The organism is Allokutzneria sp. NRRL B-24872 (assembly GCF_002155965.1).
GTDB lineage: Bacteria > Actinomycetota > Actinomycetes > Mycobacteriales > Pseudonocardiaceae > Allokutzneria.
Genome location: NZ_MUMH01000057.1, coordinates 1 through 16,661 on the forward strand (window position 1 = coordinate 1; position 16,661 = coordinate 16,661).

The window sequence follows — 16,661 nt, forward strand, 5'->3', positions numbered from 1 at the left end:
GGCCTTGCCCTCATCAACCCGGCCTGAAACCAACGCCTGCAACACCGCAGGGCGCGTAGTCAGATCAGAAGCACGGTCCAGCAGACGGTTGGCCTTCGCACGAGTCACGCGCAGCAGGGGCATGAGCAGGTTCTCGGCGTACTCACGATCACACGCATCAAGATCGGAGACGTAACCCATCAAGACGGTGGAGAAGTCGGCTACCGCTTTACCGATCGCGGTGTAGGCGGCGTGCAGGAGTTCATCAGGATCATCAGGGGGCATAACCCGATTCTACCCTCAAGAAAATAGACGATCATGGCCCCGAAGAGTGAATTCCCAAGTGCCACAACAACTTCACGCAAATCCGCCCGCGCGACGCTATGGCGACATAGCGCAAAAGAAAACGCTTCCGCCGCACAATAAGTTGCCATAATGCGAAATCCGACAGAGGCGGGCACACCAACCCAGCCGCGCCGCCCCCGTCCAAAGCCGAACCGACCGGCACCGGCTGCAACAGCTGCATGCAACAGACCGCCAAAATTTGCATAGGCGGATACCCGGAGAAGTTGGCACACTGCGGCGGCGATCGAGAGGAGCCCGACTGTGCCTGACGGTGTCCTGGCCAACGAGACGACCGTGCCCCTGCTGTCCTGCGTCCACCCGGACGAAACGCTCGCCTTCTGGCGTGCCCTCGGCTTCAAGACGATCTACGAGCAGACGAAGCCGTACCTGTACCTGGCCTTCAGGTGGAGCGGCTTCGACATCCACTACGGCCGCGCGTCCGACAGCGTGGACCCGGCGGCAGAGAACACGGGCGGGTGCCTGGTGATGGTGGACGACGTCGCGGCCTATCACGCGACGTTCGTGGCGGCCATGCGCGAGGTGTACGGGAAGGTGCTCGCGAAGGGGCTGCCGAGGATCACTCGATATCGAGCGGGGGCGTCGCGGTTCACGATCGTCGACCCGTCGGGGAACTCGATCATCTTCATCCAGCGGGACGAGCCGATGGAGTTGGAGTACGGGGGCTCGAAAAAGCTCGCGGGGCTGGCGAAGGCGATGGACAACGCGCGGATTCTGCGTGAGTTCAAGAACGACGACCGGGCCGCTCAGCGCGCACTGAGATCGGGGCTGAAACGGCAGAGCGACAGCGCGACGACCCAGGAACGGGCCCAGGCGCTGGCGATGCTGATCGAGGTGTCCGTGGCGCTGGACGACGAAGTCGCGGATTGGGGCGCGCAGCTCCGGGAACTCGTCCTCACCGAGGCGGAACAGGTCGAGGTGCGGGGCTCGGTGGCGAACCCCGCCCTGCTCGACGTGTGGCTCAGCGGTGGGTGAAGTGGGGCGCGCGCTTCTCGACGAAGGCGGCCATGCCCTCCTTCTGGTCGGCGGTGGCGAAGGTGGCGTGGAACAGCCGCCGCTCGAAGTGGATGCCCTCGGCGAGCGAGCTCTCGAAGGCGCGGTTGACGGCCTCCTTGGCCATCATGGCCGTGGGCAAGGACATCGACGCGATGGTGGCCGCGGTCTCCACGGCGTCGTCGAGGAGGCGGTCTGCGGGCACGATCCGGGACACCAGCCCGGCCCGCTCCGCTTCCTCGGCGTCCATCATGCGGCCGGTCAGGCACAGCTCCATGGCCTTGGCCTTGCCGACCGCGCGGGTCAGCCGCTGCGAGCCGCCGATGCCGGGGATCACGCCGAGCTTGATCTCGGGCTGGCCGAACTTCGCGGTGTCGGCGGCCAGCAGGACGTCGCAGAGCATGGCCAGCTCGCAGCCTCCGCCGAGCGCGTAGCCAGCGACGGCGGCGATGGTGGGCTTGCGGACCCGAGCGAGGGCGTCCCACCCGGCGAACCAGTCGCTGAGGTAGACGTCCAAGTAGGACTGGGGCTGCATCTCCTTGATGTCCGCGCCCGCCGCGAAAGCCTGGACGGAGCCGGTGATCAGGATGGCGCCGATCTCCGGATCGCGGTCGAAGTCCTGGGCCGCCGCGACGACCTCCTGCATCACCTGGAGGTTGAGGGCGTTGAGCGCCTTGGGGCGGTTCAGCGTGATCAGGCCGACGCGGTCCTTGCGGTCGACGATGATGGTCTCGGTCATCGGTTCTCCCTGGGAGCGCTGACGGATGGCGGAGACGATCGCGGAGAAGTCCTGGCCCGCGCCGCCGTTCTCGGCGAAGGCGCGGTACAGCTCGGCGGCGCGCAGCCCGAGCGCGGCGTCCACACCGTTCGCGGTCACGGCACTTGCGGCGAGGCCGAGGTCCTTGACCATGAGCGCGGCGTCGAAGCCGGGGCGGTAGTCGTTGTTCGCCGGGCTGGTCGGCACGGGGCCGGGGACGGGGCAGTTCGTGGTGAGCGCCCAGCACTGGCCGGACGCGGTGGAGGCCACGTCGTAGAGGGCCTGGTGGGTGAGGCCGAGCTGTTCGCCGAGCACGAACGCCTCGCTGACCGCGATCATCGACACGCCGAGGATCATGTTGTTGCAGATCTTCGCGGCCTGACCGTTGCCGGACTGTCCACAGTGGACCACCTTGCGGCCCATGACGGACAGCACGTGCTCTGCGCGCTCGAACACCTCAAGAGGACCGCCCACCATGAACGTCAGCGTCCCCGCCGAAGCGCCCATCACACCGCCGGAGACCGGGGCGTCGAGGGCGTGGTGCCCGGCCTTGATCGCCTCCGAAGCAGCGGCGCGCGCGTCGGCGACGTCGATGGTGGAGCAGTCGATGAACAGCGTTCCCGGGCGCGCGGCGGGCAGCAGGTCGGCGTAGCAGGACAGCACGTGCTTTCCGCTGGGCAGCATGGTGATCACGACGTCCACGTCGTTGACCGCCTCCTGTCCGGAGGCCGCGACGCGCAGGCCGTCGGGCTTGGCCACCAGGTCGAAGCCGGTGACCTCGTGGCCCGCCGCCGCGAGGTTCGCCGCCATGGGCGCGCCCATGTTGCCGAGGCCGATGAATCCGATCGTGGTCATCAGATCTCCCCCTGTGCCAGGCCGAGTTCCCGGGCTCCGAGATCGGCGAAGTACTCGTCCACAGTGGACACTTCAGCGAGCGAGCCGGGCTTCCAGTGCGGGTCGCGGTCCTTGTCGATCACCTGCGCGCGGATGCCCTCGACGAGGTCGTGCGAGCGCAGGATGGCGTTGGCCACACGGAACTCCTGGTCGAGCGCCGGTTCAAGGGACGGCAGCCGCCGAGCCTGGCGCAGCGCCCGCAGCGTCACGGTCAACGCCGTCGGGGACTTGCCGAGGATCTGCTCCGCGGCCGCCTTCGCCTCCGTGGAGCCATGATCGCGCATGCGGTCGACGATCTCCTGCACGGAGTCGGCCGCGTAGCAGGAATCGATCCACGAACGCTGCTCGGACAACGAAGACGCCGGAGCCGCCGTCGACAGCGACAACGCCGCGTCCAGACCGCTCACGCTCAGCGCGCTGACGAAGTCGTCCAAAGAAGCGCTCGGCACGAAGTGGTCGGCGAATCCACAGTGGACGGCGTCGCCCGCGCCGAAACGTGCTGTGGTGAGGGCGATGTGCGTGCCCAACTCGCCCGGCGCGCGCGACAGCAGGTAGGTGCCGCCGACGTCGGGCACGAAGCCGATCCCCACCTCCGGCATCCCCACGACAGAGCGCTCGGTGACGATCCGGACGCTGCCGTGCGCCGAAACGCCGACGCCGCCGCCCATCACGATGCCGTCCATCACCGCGATGTAGGGCTTGGGGTAGCGGGCGATGCGGGCGTTGAGCACGTACTCGTCGCGCCAGAAGTCCAGCGAAGCGCTGCCGCCGGAGCGGGCGTCCTCGTAGATGGAGACGATGTCGCCGCCCGCGCACAGGCCGCGCTCCCCCGCTCCGGTGATCAGCACGGCGCGCACGTCGGCGTCGTCGGCCCACTCCACCAGCGCGGCGTCGATGAGCTGCACCATGGTGTGGGTCAGCGCGTTGATCGCGCGCGGCCGGTTGAGGATGATCCGGCCGAGGCCGCTCTCCTTGCGCAGCAACACGTCCGTGGTCATCATGCCGCCCCCGTCATTCCGCGCGAGACGATCACGCGCATGATCTCGTTGGTTCCTTCGAGGATCTGGTGCACGCGCAGGTCGCGCACGATCTTCTCGATGCCGTACTCCGCGAGGTAGCCGTAGCCGCCGTGCAGTTGCAGCGCGCGGTCGGCGACGGAGAAGCCGGTGTCGGTGGCGAAGCGCTTGGCCATCGCGCACAGCTCCACCGCTCGCGGGTCCTTCGCGTCCAGCGCGGAAGCGGCGCGCCACAACAACATCCGCGCGGCCTCCAGTTCGGTGCCCATGTCGGCGAGCTGGAACTGCAACGCCTGAGCGCGCAGCAGCGGGGCACCGAACGCCTCGCGGTCGCGGAGGTAGTCCAGGCTGCGGTCCAGCGCGCTCTGCGCCCCGCCCAGCGAACAGGCGCCGATGTTGAGGCGCCCGCCGTTGAGGCCGTTCATCGCGATCCGGAAGCCCTCGCCCTCCGCGCCGAGCCGGTTGGCAACGGGCACGCGCACGTCCTCCAGGATGACCTGGCGGGTGGGCTGGGCGTTCCACCCCATCTTGATCTCGTTGGGACCGAAGGACAACGCCTCGATCGGCACGATGAAGGCGGTGATCCCGCGCGGCCCGGTGTCGGCGGTCCTGGCCATCACGATGTACACGGTGGACGTTCCGGCGCCGGAGATGAACTGCTTGACCCCGTTGAGCACGTAGTGGTCGCCGTCGCGAACAGCCTTGGTGCGCAGGGCTCCCGCGTCGGAACCGGCTCCGGGCTCGGTGAGGCAATAGCTGCCGAGGTCGTCCATGGAGCACAGTCCCGGCAGGAACCGGGCGCGCTGCGCGGTGTCGCCGAAGCGGTCCACCATCCAGGCGACCATGTTGTGGATGGACAGGTACCCGGCCAGCGACGGGCACCCCGTCGCCAGGCCCTCGAAGATCAACGCGGCGTCGAGCCTGGACAGTCCGGAGCCCCCGAAGTCCTCGCTCACGTACACGCCACCCATGCCCACCTCGGCGGCCTTGCGCAGGACGTCGACCGGGAAGTGCTTCTCCTGGTCCCAGCGCACCGCGTTGGGCGCGAAGTGCTCAGCGGCGAAGCGCCGTGCGGTGTCGGCGATCTCCCGCTGCTCGTCGGTCAGCGCGAACACGCCGCCTCAGCTCATCGTCGGGATGACGAAGCTCGCGCCCTGGCGGGTGCCGGAGGGCCAGCGCGAGGTGACCGTCTTCGTCTTGGTGTAGAAGCGGATCGAGTCGGGACCGTGCTGGTTGAGGTCGCCGAAACCGGAGCGCTTCCACCCGCCGAAGGTGTGGTAGGCAACGGGAACCGGGATCGGCACGTTCACGCCGACCATGCCGGTGTTCACGCGGCTGGTGAAGTCCCGCGCGGTGTCGCCGTCCCTGGTGAAGATCGCCACGCCGTTGCCGTACTGGTGCTCGCTGGGCAGGCGCAGCGCTTCCTCGTAGTCCGCCGCGCGCACGATCGCGAGCACGGGGCCGAAGATCTCCTCGCGGTGGATGCGCGAGCCGGGGCGCACGTCGTCGAACAGCGACGGGCCGATGAAGAAGCCGTTCTCGTTGCCCGGCAACACGAAGTCGCGGCCGTCGACCACCAGGGAAGCGCCCTCGTCGACGCCGATCTGGATGTAGTCGCGGACGCGCTCCAGCGCGGCGGCGGTGACCAGCGGGCCGAAGTCGGCGCTCTCGTCGTGCGAGACGCCGATCTTCAGCGACGGGATTCGCTCGACCAGCTTGGCCACCAACGCGTTCGCGGTGTCCTCGCCGACCGGGACCGCGACGGAGATCGCCATGCAGCGCTCGCCCGCCGAGCCGTACCCGGCGCCGAGCAGCGCGTCCACCGCCTGGTCCAGGTCGGCGTCCGGCATGATGATCATGTGGTTCTTGGCGCCGCCGAAGCACTGGGCGCGCTTGCCGTTGGCCGCGGCCGTGGCGTAGATGTACTGCGCGATCTCCGAGGAGCCGACGAAGCCCACGGCCTGGACGCGCTCGTCGTGCAGCAGCGCGTCCACGGCGACCTTGTCCCCGTTGACCACGTTGAACACGCCCGGCGGCAGACCGGCTTCGAGGAACAGCTCCGCCAGGCGCAGCGGGACCGAGGGGTCGCGCTCGGAGGGTTTGAGCACGAAGGCGTTGCCGCACGCGATGGCGGGCGCGGCCTTCCACAGCGGGATCATCGCGGGGAAGTTGAACGGCGTGATCCCGGCGACCACGCCGAGCGGCTGGCGCAGCGAGTGCACGTCGATGCCGCTGCCGGCGCCGTCGGTGAACTCGCCCTTGAGCAGGTGCGGGATTCCGGCCGCGAACTCCACGACCTCAAGGCCGCGCTGGATGTCGCCCTTGGCGTCGGCGATGGTCTTGCCGTGCTCGGCGGAGAGCAGCCGGGCCAGCGAGTCCATCTCACGGTTGACCAGGTCCAGGAAGCGCAGCAGGACCCTGGCCCTGCGCTGCGGGTTCCACTTCGCCCACTCCGCCTGCGCGGTCACCGCCGAGGCGACAACCCCGTCCACGTCTTCCTTGTCCGCCAAGCGAACCTGGGCCTGGACCGAACCGGTACTGGGGTCGTAGACGTCGGCGAGTCTGCCGGAGACGCCCGGGAACTCTTTGCCATCAACAAAATGCGCGCGCACGGGAAGCATGCGTGTGGCTCCATCCTCGTGGACAACACGAACGACACCCGTGGCCGGTATCCTGGCTTCCGGATCGCCACGCGCCGCCGGCCTTCCCGGCTCTCGCCAGTGGCCTTGTCCTTCGACGACGCGCTCCCCGGTCACAGTGGCGGGACCGCGCTGGTTTCACACCAGCTTCCCTGCACCGCGGGTCTGTTGGGGACCATATAGTAGGACGTCCAACTAAGTCGACAGCGGCCCTCGTCACACTCGCTCGTTCGAGTGCCCCATCAGCTTCCTGAGTCCGGCGTTGCGATAATCGATTATCACTCCTAGCGTCGATCGCATTCGGACACGCAGGAGGACACGTGAACAAGCGCATCATCGGTTCGGCCCTGGCCCTCGTCGGCGCGGTCAGCGTCGTCGTGACGGCCGAGCCGGAGAGCATCGGCGCGGCCGAGGTGGTCGCCGCCGACGCCTTCGGCCACACCAAGATCCGGGCCGGAGTTCCGGTCAAGGCCAAGCAGTTTCCCGTGATCAGCCCGGACGTGCGGGACGGCAAGATCCCGTCGAGCGCGTGGGCCAACACCTTCGGCTGCACCGGCGGCAACCAGCAGCTGCGCCTGGAGTGGCACGGCGCCCCAGCTGGTACGAAGAGCTTCGCGGCGTCGATGCAGGACGCGGATGCCAGTACTGGCAGCGGTTTCTGGCACTGGATGACCTGGGACATCCCGGGTTCGCAGACCAAGCTCGACCACACGCCGCCCGCGGGCGCGGTCTCCGGGACCAACGATGCGGGAGCCACCGGCTACCTCGGGCCGTGCCCGCCCGCCGGGGACATCCCGCACCGCTACGTCGTCACCGTGTACGCGTTGGACACGGCCAGCCTCAAGCTGCCCGCTGCCAGCTCACCCGCCGTGGCCGCGTTCACGATGAGCGGCCACGTGCTCGGCTACGGCCGGGTCAACGGATTCGTCCAGCGCACAACGCCTTCTGAGTGAAGCTCTCCAGCGCCTGGTCGAGCCGGTCGAGCTTGGTCCAGTGCGCGAGGTTCAGCGCGTAGGACAACTGCCGCCTGCCGTCCGCGCTGGTCAGCGACAGGGCCTGCGCTCCCCACACCGAGCCGTCGTGGCCCCAGAAGGTGCCGCAGCTCGTGGTGACCTTGTGCAGGCCGAGGCCGTAGTCGATCTGATTGCCCTCCAGGCTGATCACCGGGACCGTGCGCTGCATCTGCGCCAGCGACCCCGGCTTGACGATCTTGCCGCTGAGCAGCTGCGCGTAAAAGTGGTTGAGGTCGGCCATGGTCGTGACCAGCGCGGCACCGGTGCTCACCCACGACATGTCGTAGACGCTGTAGTCGCGGGGCGGGTCGATGGCGCCGAACAGCGACTCGTACATGCGTGAGTGCGGCCCGCGAATCCTTGTGCCGTCAGGGAATTCGGTGTGCCGCAGGCCGGCGCGGTCGATCACCGTGCGGGTGATCACCTCTTCGGCGGGCCTGCCGGTCACCTTCCGCAGGAGCTGGCCGAGCAGCAGGTAGTTGGTGTTGGAGTACACGCCCGGGGTGCTCCCCGGCTCACCGGCGGGCGGCGCGTTGACGCCCATCGCGATCAGCTCGTTCGCGCGGAAGCGGCGGAACCTGTTGTCGTCCAAGCTCTTCGGCTGCATCTCGGCGAGCGACGGGAACGCGATGGTCAGGTAGTCGGCGAGGCCGCTGGTGTGGTTGATGAGCATCCGCACGGTGATCGCGCGACCGCGCTCGCCGGGCACCAGGTGGGGCAGGTAGTCGCCGATCGGCGCGTCAAGCCGCAGGCGACCCTGCTCCACCTGGAGCAGCACGGCCGCGGCGGTGAAGGTCTTGGTGACGCTGCCGACGCGGTGGCGCATGTCGGCGGTGACGGGGCGGCCGGTAGCGAGATCAGCGACTCCGGCCGCTCCGCGCCACACCGTTCTCCCGTCGCGCACCTCGGCGAACACGCCCGGCATGCCCTCGCTGTGTACTGCGTCCAAAGTGGACTTCAGATCGTCGGGTAACGCGGCGGCCGAGCCCGCGCCGAGTCCCAGTGCGGCAACGGTTCCACAGGCGATCAGCTTGATCCTCGACATGGGTTCACCCCTCCAGGGCGCGGCGCAGGGCGGCGCCGAGTTCGGCGTTCTGACGCTGGGAGACCTCGGCGGACAGGATCGCCTGCGAGCCGTGGAAGGTCCCGGGCCACTGGTGGAGTTCGACCGAGACGCCCGCGCGCATCAGGCGCACCGCGTAGTCGATGTCCTCATCGCGGTTGGGGCAGAACTCGGCGGTGGCGATGTAGGCGGGCGGCAGGCCGGAGAGATCGGCGGCGCGCGCCGGTGAGGAGTACTGCGTCGCGGGTGCTCCGCCGAGGTAGTGCCGCCAGGACGCGGTGACCTTGTCGCGGTTCATCCACGGCGTGTCGGTGAACTCGCGCGCCGACCAGCTCTCCTGGCGGTCGTCGAGCCCGGGTTGGTTGAGCAACTGGAATCGGATGCGCGGCCCGCGTTCGTCCCGTGCGCGCAGAGCAACCGCCGCCGCGAGCCCGCCGCCCGCGCTGTGCCCGCCGACTGCGATGCGGTCGGGGTCGAGGCCAGCGTTTTGAGCTGCCCAGGTCAGCACGGCGTAGGCGTCGTCGAACGCTGCGGGGAACGGGTTCTCGGGGGCGAGGCGGTAGCCCACGGAGATCACCACCGCGTCGGAGTTCTGCGCGACGCGGGTCGCCCAGGTGTGCTCGGTGTCGAGATCACCCATGACGAATGCGCCGCCGTGCAGCCAGATGATGGCGCCGCGCGCGTCGTGCGGGGTGTAGATCCGCACCGGGACACCGGGGTCACCGGGCACCGTGACGTCCTCGATGTGCATGCCGGTGGTGTCCGGCGGCGGCACCGAGGCGGCCAGCGCGGCGAGGCCCTTGCGCGCGGCGGGCGGGTCGTCGAGGTTCGCCTTGGGGAACAGCGGGAGGAAGGCTTCGAGCTCGGGGTCCATGCGCACATCGTGCTGGCGCCGGGCGCGGAGTGCAGCCGACGAGCGTCGCGCTCACCCTCTGCGCGGCGCGCCGTTCGTCGCATACCCTCCAGCTCATGGAGGCACTGGCGCAGCGGTTGTCGCAGTTGGACGCGGAGGCCGGGGGCGCGATGCGCGTGGTGATGTTCTACGACACGCTCATGCGCCGTCGCGTCGACCTGCCCGCGCTCGCGAGGGCTTCGGCGAACCTGGCGGAGTGCGTCGTGGGGATGCGGCTGCACGGGTCGGGGCGGGTGATCAGCATGGGCCCGGACGGCCGTGCGGCGCCCGAGGGTTCCGCGTCCACGACCAGGCCGATCGTCCTCGATGACGAGGAGGTCGGGGCGGTGTGGCTGGCGCGGTCCGGCGAGCCCGCCGCGCTGGACGAGCTGGTGCTGGACCGGTTGGCCATCGCCGCCGCCGCGATCCTGGAGCGCTACGGCCCGGCTCGCACCACGATGGCCGATCCCGCGCTGATCGAGCTGGTGATCAGCTCCGGCAGCGAGGAGGCCGCGCGCGCACGAGCCTTGCGGCTGTTGGGTTTCGGCACCGATCTGCCGCTGCGCGTCGTCGCCGTGCGCACGTCACTACCGCTCGACCGGATCGGCGGCTTGATCTGCCCGGCACACCTGGTGAAGGCCGCTCCCCTGGCGGACGTGGGCGTACTTCTGGCCACAACCGTTGACGCGCAACGGTTTCCGGAGGGTGTGCGCGCGGGGATCGGCGCGGCGGGCTGCCCGAGCCGGTCGTGGCGGCAGGCGCGAACCGCGCTGCGCTTCACGAGCTCGCGCGAGCCCGTCGTGTCGTACGCCGACCTCGGGGCGTTCGCGCTGCTGGCCGAGCTGCCGCCCGAGGCCGTGCGGGAGAACGCCGACGTCGCCGCGATCGCGCAGCTTCCCCCGGAGGACGTGCAGACGCTGGAGGTCTACTGCGCCAACGGTTCCCTGCGCCGAGCCGCGGAGCTGCTGCACCTGCACCACAGCAGCGTCGCCCGGCGGCTCGACCAGATCGGGAAGGCGGTGGGCGTTGACCTCACCGACCCCACCGGTCTGGCCCGGGCCCGGCTCGCCCTCACCGCGTGGCGCTTGTTCCACCTTTGACCCCTGCGCGGGCGGTGATCATCGACGGTACCGTCGACACGCGTGAGAACTCTCTTGATCAGCACCGCCGTCGCGCTCCTCACCCTGGACGCGGCGGTCCCGGCCGGGGCCATCGTCAACGGCACGATCGCCACCGAGCCGTACCCGTTCATCGCCTCCCTGCACGACGCCGACTTCGGCCACCTGTGCGGAGCGTCCATTGTGGACAGCACAACCCTGGTCACCGCGGGGCACTGCGTCAACCAAGCGGTGGGCAAGCCGCACGGGCTGGCGATCCGCCACGGCAGCGCGCGCAGCGACTCCGGCGGCACCAACGCCCGGATCACGGAGATCCGCCTCCACCCCGAGTACACCAACGTCGGCCCCGGCAAGAAGTACGCCGACATCGCGGTGCTCAAGGTGGAGGAGATGCGCGGCGTCACGCCGATCACCATCCCGGCTGTCTCCCCCGCCGTCGGCACCGATGTCCGGCTTCTCGGGTGGGGCCGCACGTGCGCCGACCTGACCGCGCCGTGCCCGATGTCGCCGGAGGTGCGGAGGCTGGACGTGAAGCTCGTCCCGGACGCCGACTGCGCGATGACGACGTCCAAGGAACTGTGCATCAGCAACCCCGACGGCGTGTCCGGTCCGTGCGGCGGCGACTCCGGTGGCCCTGCCGTGGTGCGCGCGAACGGGCGGTGGGAACTGGTCGGCGCCACGTCCCGGCCCGGCATGCGCCAGCGCGAGCGGTGCGGGCAGGGGACCGGGATCTACACCGACCTGGTCGAGCACCGCGCATGGGTGCTCGGCCAGCTCTGACCTACATCACCGCGCGAGCCAGGCGTCCAGGCTCGTCGGCGCCAGCTCGGCGCCGGCGGCTGGCCGGAGGGAGTCGCGGCCCAGGAGCGTGCCGAAGTAGCGCGCTCCAGGGTCGGTGACGACCTCGCGCGGGTCGGAGCGCGCGGCGAGCACGGTGCGGACCCACTCGTCGAGCCCGAACGCCTCCGGCCCGCCGATCTCCAGCACGCCGTCCACCGCGGCACCCGCCGCGGTTCGCCCCACCACTGCGGCGACATCGGCCGCCGCGATCGGCTGAACACCTCCGCCGGAGAGCCGAACAACGCCGTTCTCCGTTGCTGTGTCAGCGATCGCGCCCGCGAACTCGAAGAACTGCGTGGCTCGCACGATCGTGTGCCGCAGCCCGGAGGCGGTGATCAACTCCTCCTGCGCCACCTTCGCGCGGAGGTAGCCGGAGTCCGGCAGGCGGTCGGCGCCGACCACCGACAGCGCGACGTAGTGGCCGATCCCGGCGCCGCGCGCGGCTTCGAGGAGGTTCGCGGTCGCGGTGCGGAAGAAGCGCAGCACGTCGTCGTCGGCGAATGACGGCGAGTTCGACACGTCCACCAGCACGTCGGCGCCGTCGAGCACCTCCTTCACGCCGTCGCCGGTCAGGGTGTCGACGCCGCTGGACGGGGAGGCGGGCACGGCGTCGTGGCCGTGCTCGCCGAGCCGCGCGACCACCTGCGAGCCGATGAGCCCGGTTCCGCCGATGACAACGATCCTCATGGTCCTGCCCTTTCGTGAGCCCGCCATCGCGGGCGTTCACCAGCTAGGACAAGACAGCCCTCGCGGTTGTGACAGCTGGTTCAGAACGCCGTGATCTTGTCGGGGTTCACCAGCCACATCACCTGGTCGATGCCCTCCGCCGACGCGGTCACGGTCACCACCGCGAAGGTCACGCCGTCGCGCCGCAGTGCCACCGCCGCCAAGCCGTTGGCCTGCACGAAGGACGTCTCCGCGTCCCGCCAGAACTCCGGCGCCCACGCGCTGACCACCTTCGCCAGGGTGCGTGCGCCGACCACGGGCGAGCGCGCCGCGCGGGCCTTGCCGTCGCTGTCGGAGTAGCTGACCACGTCGTCGCTGAACAACCGCTCCAGCTCCGCCAAGTCCCCCGCGCGCGCCGCCGCCACGAACGCGGTCAGCAGCCGTTGCTGCTCGGCGGCCTCCACGCGGGCCCGCCGCTCCCCCGCCAGCCGCTTGCGCGCACGACTCACGAGCTGCCGCGCCGCGACCGCCGTGCTCCGGACGATCTCCGCGATCCGCTCGTAGGGGTAGTCGAACGCTTCGCGCAGCACGTACGCCGCACGCTCGGTCGGAGTGAGCTTTTCCAGCAGTGCCAACAAGGCCAGCTCCACCACCGCGCCGCGCTCGGCACCGATCTGCGGGTCCGCGGCGGTGTCGACCGGCTCCGGCAACCACGGCCCGACGTAGGTCTCCCGGCGCGCCCGCGCGGTCTTGCTCTCGTTGATCGCGAGCCTGGTGATCGTCGTCGCGAGGTAGGCGTCCGGGTTGAGCACCGCATCGCGGTCGGCCGCCTGCCAGCGCAGCCAGGTCTCCTGGACGAGGTCCTCCGCGTCGGCCACGCTGCCCGACATCCGGTAGGCGATGCCGAACAGCCTCGGCCGCACTCCGGCGAACACCGCGTCGGCGTGCTCCATCCGCGTCATCGCCCGCTCCGATCTCCCAGCGGTCTCCCACCGGCCCCCGATGGTCGCACGACCGCCGGTGAACGGTCGCGCCGCCTGGGTAACATCAATTCCGGAATTTGAAGAGATTGGTTCTTCCACACCGGGTGCTGGGTTAGGGTGGCGGAGTATCCTCGACCTGATGGGCGGTAATCTTGTCTCTCTCGCTTGAGTTGCGCAGGGACGCCAATGCGGCCGACCTGCTCGACTGGTTCGCGTACATGCGGGCCAATCATCCGGTCTACTGGGACGAGTCCCGGCAGGCGTGGCAGGTATTCGGGTACGCGGATTTCGCGCACGTCGCCTCCGACCCCTCCATCTTCTCCTCGGATTTCCGCGAGGCGTTCCCGCTGACCCCGGAGACCGAGGTGCTGATGGGCCCCGGCGTCTTCGGCGGCATGGACCCGCCCGGGCACGGCCCGGTGCGCAGGCTGGTCAGCCAGGCCTTCACCCCAAAGCGGATCGCGGCGTTGGAGCCGCGCATCGTCGAGATCGCGAAAGACCTGCTCAGCGGCATCTCCGGGGACAGCTTCGACATGGTCGAGCACCTGGCCTACCCGCTGCCGGTGATCATGATCGCCGACCTGCTCGGCATCCCCGCCGCCGACCAGGACAAGTTCCGCGACTGGGTGGACAACTTCCTGAGCAACCAGGCGATGGAGTACCCGAACCTGCCGGAGGACTTCGCCGAGACCACCGGCCCGGTCATCCAGGAGATGGTCGCCTACTTCCACGAGAAGGCGGCCGAGAAGCGGGCCGTGCGGACCAACGACGTGTTCAGCGACCTGGTGCACGCCGAGCTGGACGGGCGCAGGCTGACCGACAAGGAGATCGTCGGCATCGTGGCGCTGCTGCTGTCGGCGGGCCACATCTCCAGCAGCACGCTGATCGCCAACATCATGCTCTGCCTGGACGAACACCCCGAGGCCGAGCGCGAGCTGCGCGCCGACCACTCGCTGATCCCGGCCGCGATCGAGGAGGTGCTGCGCTACCGCAGCCCCTTCAACAACATCTTCCGCATCCTCAAGCAGGACACGGAGCTGCACGGCCACCAGATGCGCAAGGGACAGATGGTGATCGCCTGGATGGCCTCGGCCAACCGGGACGAGACCGTCTTCCCGAACCCGGACGTCTTCGACATCCACCGCGAGCGCAACCGGCACTTCAGCTTCGGCCACGGCATCCACCACTGCCTGGGCTCCGCGCTGGCCCGGCTGGAGGCCAAGGTGCTGCTGCCGCTGCTCTTCGAGCGGTTCCCGCGGTTCGAGGTCGACCACGACGGCGTCGAGTTCTACGAGCCGGACGAGCTCACCGCGAAGCACGTTCCGGTGAAGGTGCGGCCATAATTCGCGAAATGGCACGGCTTGAGGACCCTCGGACATTTCTCCGAGGGTCCTTTCGCATTGTTCGCGCGGTTAGTCGCGGAGGCCGATGAAAAGCCCCCTGCCGGACGGACCTCCTTCCAGGAATTCGACGCGCAGGTCCGCCCGGACGAACGCCCGCTCGTACTCCGAACGTTCGAAGAGCGTGATCTCGTGGACCTCGCTGAAATGGCGGATGCCGCGTTCGGCGGAGGCCACCACGTAGTGCACCTCGATGCGGGTGTGATCGTCTTCGCGCACCGAGTGGGAGACCCGCGAGATGGTGCGACCGTCGGCCCGGACCACGTCGGCGGCGATGTGGCCGGGGGTGAAGGTCTCGGGGAACCACCACGGTTCCACCACCACGACCCCGCCGGGGGTGAGGTGGCGGGCGAAGGTGGCGACGGCGCTGTCCAGCTCCGCGGTGTCGGCCATGTGCCCGATCGAGCTGAACATGCACGTCACCGCATCGAACTCGCGGCCGAGCGCGAAGTCCCGCATGTCGCCCTGGTGCACCTTCAGCGAGGGGGTCTTGCGGCGGGCGATGTCCACCATGTCGCCGGACAGCTCGACGCCCTCGGCCTCGGCGAACTCCTCGGCGAAGAACCGCAGGTGAGCGCCGGTGCCGCAGGCGACGTCGAGCAGGGACGCCGCATCGGCCCGGTAGCCGCGGACCAGCTTGGCGATGTCGGCGGCCTCGGTCCGGTAGTCCTTGCCGCGGCCCTGGTGCACCGCGTCGTAGACCTCGGCGGCTTCCTCTGTGTAGTCCTCGTACATGGAGTCCTCGTACGCCACGTTCGTGCTCCTCTCAGTGGCGCCGGTGCGCCTTGGTCAGGTCTTCAAGCCGGTCGACGATCGCGTTCGGGCTGGGCTCGGCCAGCATCTCCGCGCGCAGGCGCAGCGCACCCTCGCGGAAGGACGGCTCGGTGAGCACCCGCACGACCGCGTCGCGCACTCCGCGCGCGGTCACCTCGTCGGTCCGGATGGCGATGCCCGCGCCGAGTTCCTCCTGCTGCTGGGCCTTGAGCGGCGCGTCCCACAGGTTCGTCAGCATCACCTGCGGCACCCCGTGCAGCATCGCGGTGGAGTGCGTGCCGGCGCCGCCGTGGTTGATGATCACCGAGCAGGTGGGCAGCAGCGCGTTCATCGGCACGAAGTCGACCAGCCGGACGTTGTCGGGCACGCGCGGCAGCAGTGCCTGCTGGGTCGCGTCGAGCGTGGCGACGACCTCGGCGTCGACGTCGCCGAGCGCGTCGAGCAGGTCGGCGAGCGACACCTCGTCCTTGCCGAGCGTTTCGCGCGCGGACACCCCGACGGTGAGGCAGATCCGGGGCCTGGTGGGCGCTTCGGCGAGCCAGGCCGGGATCACCGAGGGGCCGTTGTGCGGCACGTAGCGGGTACCGACGGTGGGCACGCCGAGGTCGAGGCGGGTGCTCGGGGCGGACGGGTCGATGGTCCACTGCCCGGTGAGCAGGTCCTCGGAGAACGCCTTCTCCTTGCCGTAGCGGGCGAGCGTCCAGGTCATCCACTCCGCGAACGGGTCCTCGCGGTGCTCCTCCGGCTGCTCGGCCATGGCGCGCAGGAACTGCTGCCGGGCCCTGGTCACCACGTCGGGTCCCCACAGCAGCCGGGCGTGCGCGGCGCCGGAGACCGTGGCGGCGATGGGCGCGGCCAGGGTCATCGGCTCCCAGACGATCAGGTCTGGCTGCCAGGACAGCGCGTAGTCGGTCAGCTCGTCGATGGTGGCGTCACCGTTGAGCGGCTCGTGGCAGAACGCGGTGATCATCGTCTGCATGCCGAGCAGGTACTCCCAGGTCAGCCGCTCCGGTCGTTGCTCGGTGAAGTCGAGACCCTTCTGGTAGAGCCCGATGTCACCGCCGATCCTGGTGATCAGCTCGATGATCGAGTCGTCGTTGCCGACCGGGACCGCCGTCAGCCCGGTGCCGGTGATCGCGTCCACAAGGGACGGTTGGCTGGCCACGCGGACCTCGTGGCCAGCGGTCTGCATCGCCCAGGCCAGCGGGACGAGGTTGTAGTAGTGGGTCTTGTGGGCGAAGGAGCTGAACAGCACGCGCATGGGTCTCTCC

The 16,661-nt window shown here is 69.5% G+C and carries 16 protein-coding genes and 1 riboswitch; of the genes, 5 read left to right on the forward strand and 11 right to left on the reverse strand.

Annotation, left to right across the window (positions count from 1 at the left end):
- On the reverse strand, positions 1-264 hold a 264-nt coding region (locus CCN37_RS15610; RefSeq protein WP_143261621.1), incomplete at its 3' end, for a hypothetical protein.
- A gap of 321 nt (positions 265-585) precedes the next feature.
- Between CCN37_RS15610 and CCN37_RS15615 the strand changes: the two genes are divergently transcribed.
- Positions 586-1,317: a glyoxalase gene (locus CCN37_RS15615; RefSeq protein WP_086821501.1), complete on the forward strand. Its 732-nt coding sequence runs from the start codon at positions 586-588 to the stop codon at positions 1,315-1,317.
- On the opposite strand, the gene CCN37_RS42360 is transcribed toward CCN37_RS15615, so the two are convergent.
- Genes CCN37_RS42360 through CCN37_RS15635 form a run of 4 tightly spaced genes read right to left on the reverse strand, consistent with a single transcriptional unit; the run spans position 1,304 to position 6,623 of the window.
- Complete coding sequence (locus CCN37_RS42360) at positions 1,304-2,947, reverse strand: enoyl-CoA hydratase (RefSeq protein ID WP_086821502.1); 1,644 nt, start codon at positions 2,945-2,947, stop codon at positions 1,304-1,306. The two genes, CCN37_RS15615 and CCN37_RS42360, sit on opposite strands and share 14 nt — an antisense overlap.
- Entirely contained in the window at positions 2,947-3,987 is a 1,041-nt protein-coding gene (locus CCN37_RS15625; RefSeq protein ID WP_371504259.1) for an enoyl-CoA hydratase/isomerase family protein, read from the reverse strand. The genes CCN37_RS42360 and CCN37_RS15625 overlap by 1 nt, the downstream gene beginning before the upstream one ends.
- Positions 3,984-5,117, reverse strand: coding sequence for an acyl-CoA dehydrogenase family protein (locus tag CCN37_RS15630; RefSeq protein WP_086821504.1), 1,134 nt, complete (start codon positions 5,115-5,117; stop codon positions 3,984-3,986). The genes CCN37_RS15625 and CCN37_RS15630 overlap by 4 nt, the downstream gene beginning before the upstream one ends.
- Positions 5,118-5,123: 6 nt before the next feature.
- Positions 5,124-6,623, reverse strand: a complete 1,500-nt coding sequence (locus CCN37_RS15635) for a CoA-acylating methylmalonate-semialdehyde dehydrogenase (RefSeq protein ID WP_086821505.1) — start codon at positions 6,621-6,623, stop codon at positions 5,124-5,126.
- A 24-nt stretch (positions 6,624-6,647) separates the two neighbouring features.
- Positions 6,648-6,836: riboswitch (cobalamin riboswitch) on the reverse strand.
- A 125-nt stretch (positions 6,837-6,961) separates the two neighbouring features.
- Here CCN37_RS15635 and CCN37_RS15640 point away from each other — a divergent pair.
- Positions 6,962-7,594 (forward strand): YbhB/YbcL family Raf kinase inhibitor-like protein, encoded by a 633-nt coding sequence (locus CCN37_RS15640; protein ID WP_210408043.1) that lies wholly within the window; start codon positions 6,962-6,964, stop codon positions 7,592-7,594.
- On the opposite strand, the gene CCN37_RS15645 is transcribed toward CCN37_RS15640, so the two are convergent.
- Together CCN37_RS15645 and CCN37_RS15650 are read right to left on the reverse strand one after the other, a co-directional pair.
- Positions 7,557-8,699 carry a serine hydrolase gene (locus CCN37_RS15645; protein ID WP_086821506.1) on the reverse strand — a complete coding sequence of 381 codons (1,143 nt, stop codon included), beginning with the start codon at positions 8,697-8,699 and terminating at the stop codon, positions 7,557-7,559. The two genes, CCN37_RS15640 and CCN37_RS15645, sit on opposite strands and share 38 nt — an antisense overlap.
- A gap of 4 nt (positions 8,700-8,703) precedes the next feature.
- Complete coding sequence (locus CCN37_RS15650) at positions 8,704-9,591, reverse strand: alpha/beta hydrolase (protein WP_086821507.1); 888 nt, start codon at positions 9,589-9,591, stop codon at positions 8,704-8,706.
- A 95-nt stretch (positions 9,592-9,686) separates the two neighbouring features.
- On the opposite strand from CCN37_RS15650, the gene CCN37_RS15655 reads away from it, so the two are divergent.
- Both CCN37_RS15655 and CCN37_RS15660 read left to right on the forward strand, forming a co-directional pair.
- Positions 9,687-10,709, forward strand: coding sequence for a CdaR family transcriptional regulator (locus CCN37_RS15655; protein WP_086821508.1), 1,023 nt, complete (start codon positions 9,687-9,689; stop codon positions 10,707-10,709).
- A 42-nt stretch (positions 10,710-10,751) separates the two neighbouring features.
- Positions 10,752-11,507 carry a trypsin-like serine protease gene (locus tag CCN37_RS15660; RefSeq protein WP_086821509.1) on the forward strand — a complete coding sequence of 252 codons (756 nt, stop codon included), beginning with the start codon at positions 10,752-10,754 and terminating at the stop codon, positions 11,505-11,507.
- A 6-nt stretch (positions 11,508-11,513) separates the two neighbouring features.
- Here the strand turns inward: CCN37_RS15660 and CCN37_RS15665 are convergent, their stop codons facing one another.
- Together CCN37_RS15665 and CCN37_RS15670 are read right to left on the reverse strand one after the other, a co-directional pair.
- Positions 11,514-12,254, reverse strand: coding sequence for an SDR family oxidoreductase (locus CCN37_RS15665; RefSeq protein WP_086821510.1), 741 nt, complete (start codon positions 12,252-12,254; stop codon positions 11,514-11,516).
- Between the two features lie 80 nt (positions 12,255-12,334).
- Entirely contained in the window at positions 12,335-13,195 is an 861-nt protein-coding gene (locus CCN37_RS15670; RefSeq protein ID WP_086821511.1) for a sigma-70 family RNA polymerase sigma factor, read from the reverse strand.
- A gap of 173 nt (positions 13,196-13,368) precedes the next feature.
- Here CCN37_RS15670 and CCN37_RS15675 point away from each other — a divergent pair, with 173 nt between their 5' ends.
- A complete protein-coding gene (locus CCN37_RS15675; protein WP_210408044.1) occupies positions 13,369-14,559 on the forward strand; it encodes a cytochrome P450 in 1,191 nt (396 codons plus the stop codon).
- Between the two features lie 69 nt (positions 14,560-14,628).
- Here the strand turns inward: CCN37_RS15675 and CCN37_RS15680 are convergent, their stop codons facing one another.
- Both CCN37_RS15680 and CCN37_RS15685 read right to left on the reverse strand, forming a co-directional pair.
- On the reverse strand, positions 14,629-15,369 hold the full coding sequence (locus tag CCN37_RS15680) for a class I SAM-dependent methyltransferase (RefSeq protein WP_246843073.1): 741 nt from the start codon (positions 15,367-15,369) through the stop codon (positions 14,629-14,631).
- A gap of 13 nt (positions 15,370-15,382) precedes the next feature.
- On the reverse strand, positions 15,383-16,651 hold the full coding sequence (locus tag CCN37_RS15685; protein ID WP_086821512.1) for an activator-dependent family glycosyltransferase: 1,269 nt from the start codon (positions 16,649-16,651) through the stop codon (positions 15,383-15,385).
- Positions 16,652-16,661 lie beyond the last annotated feature (10 nt).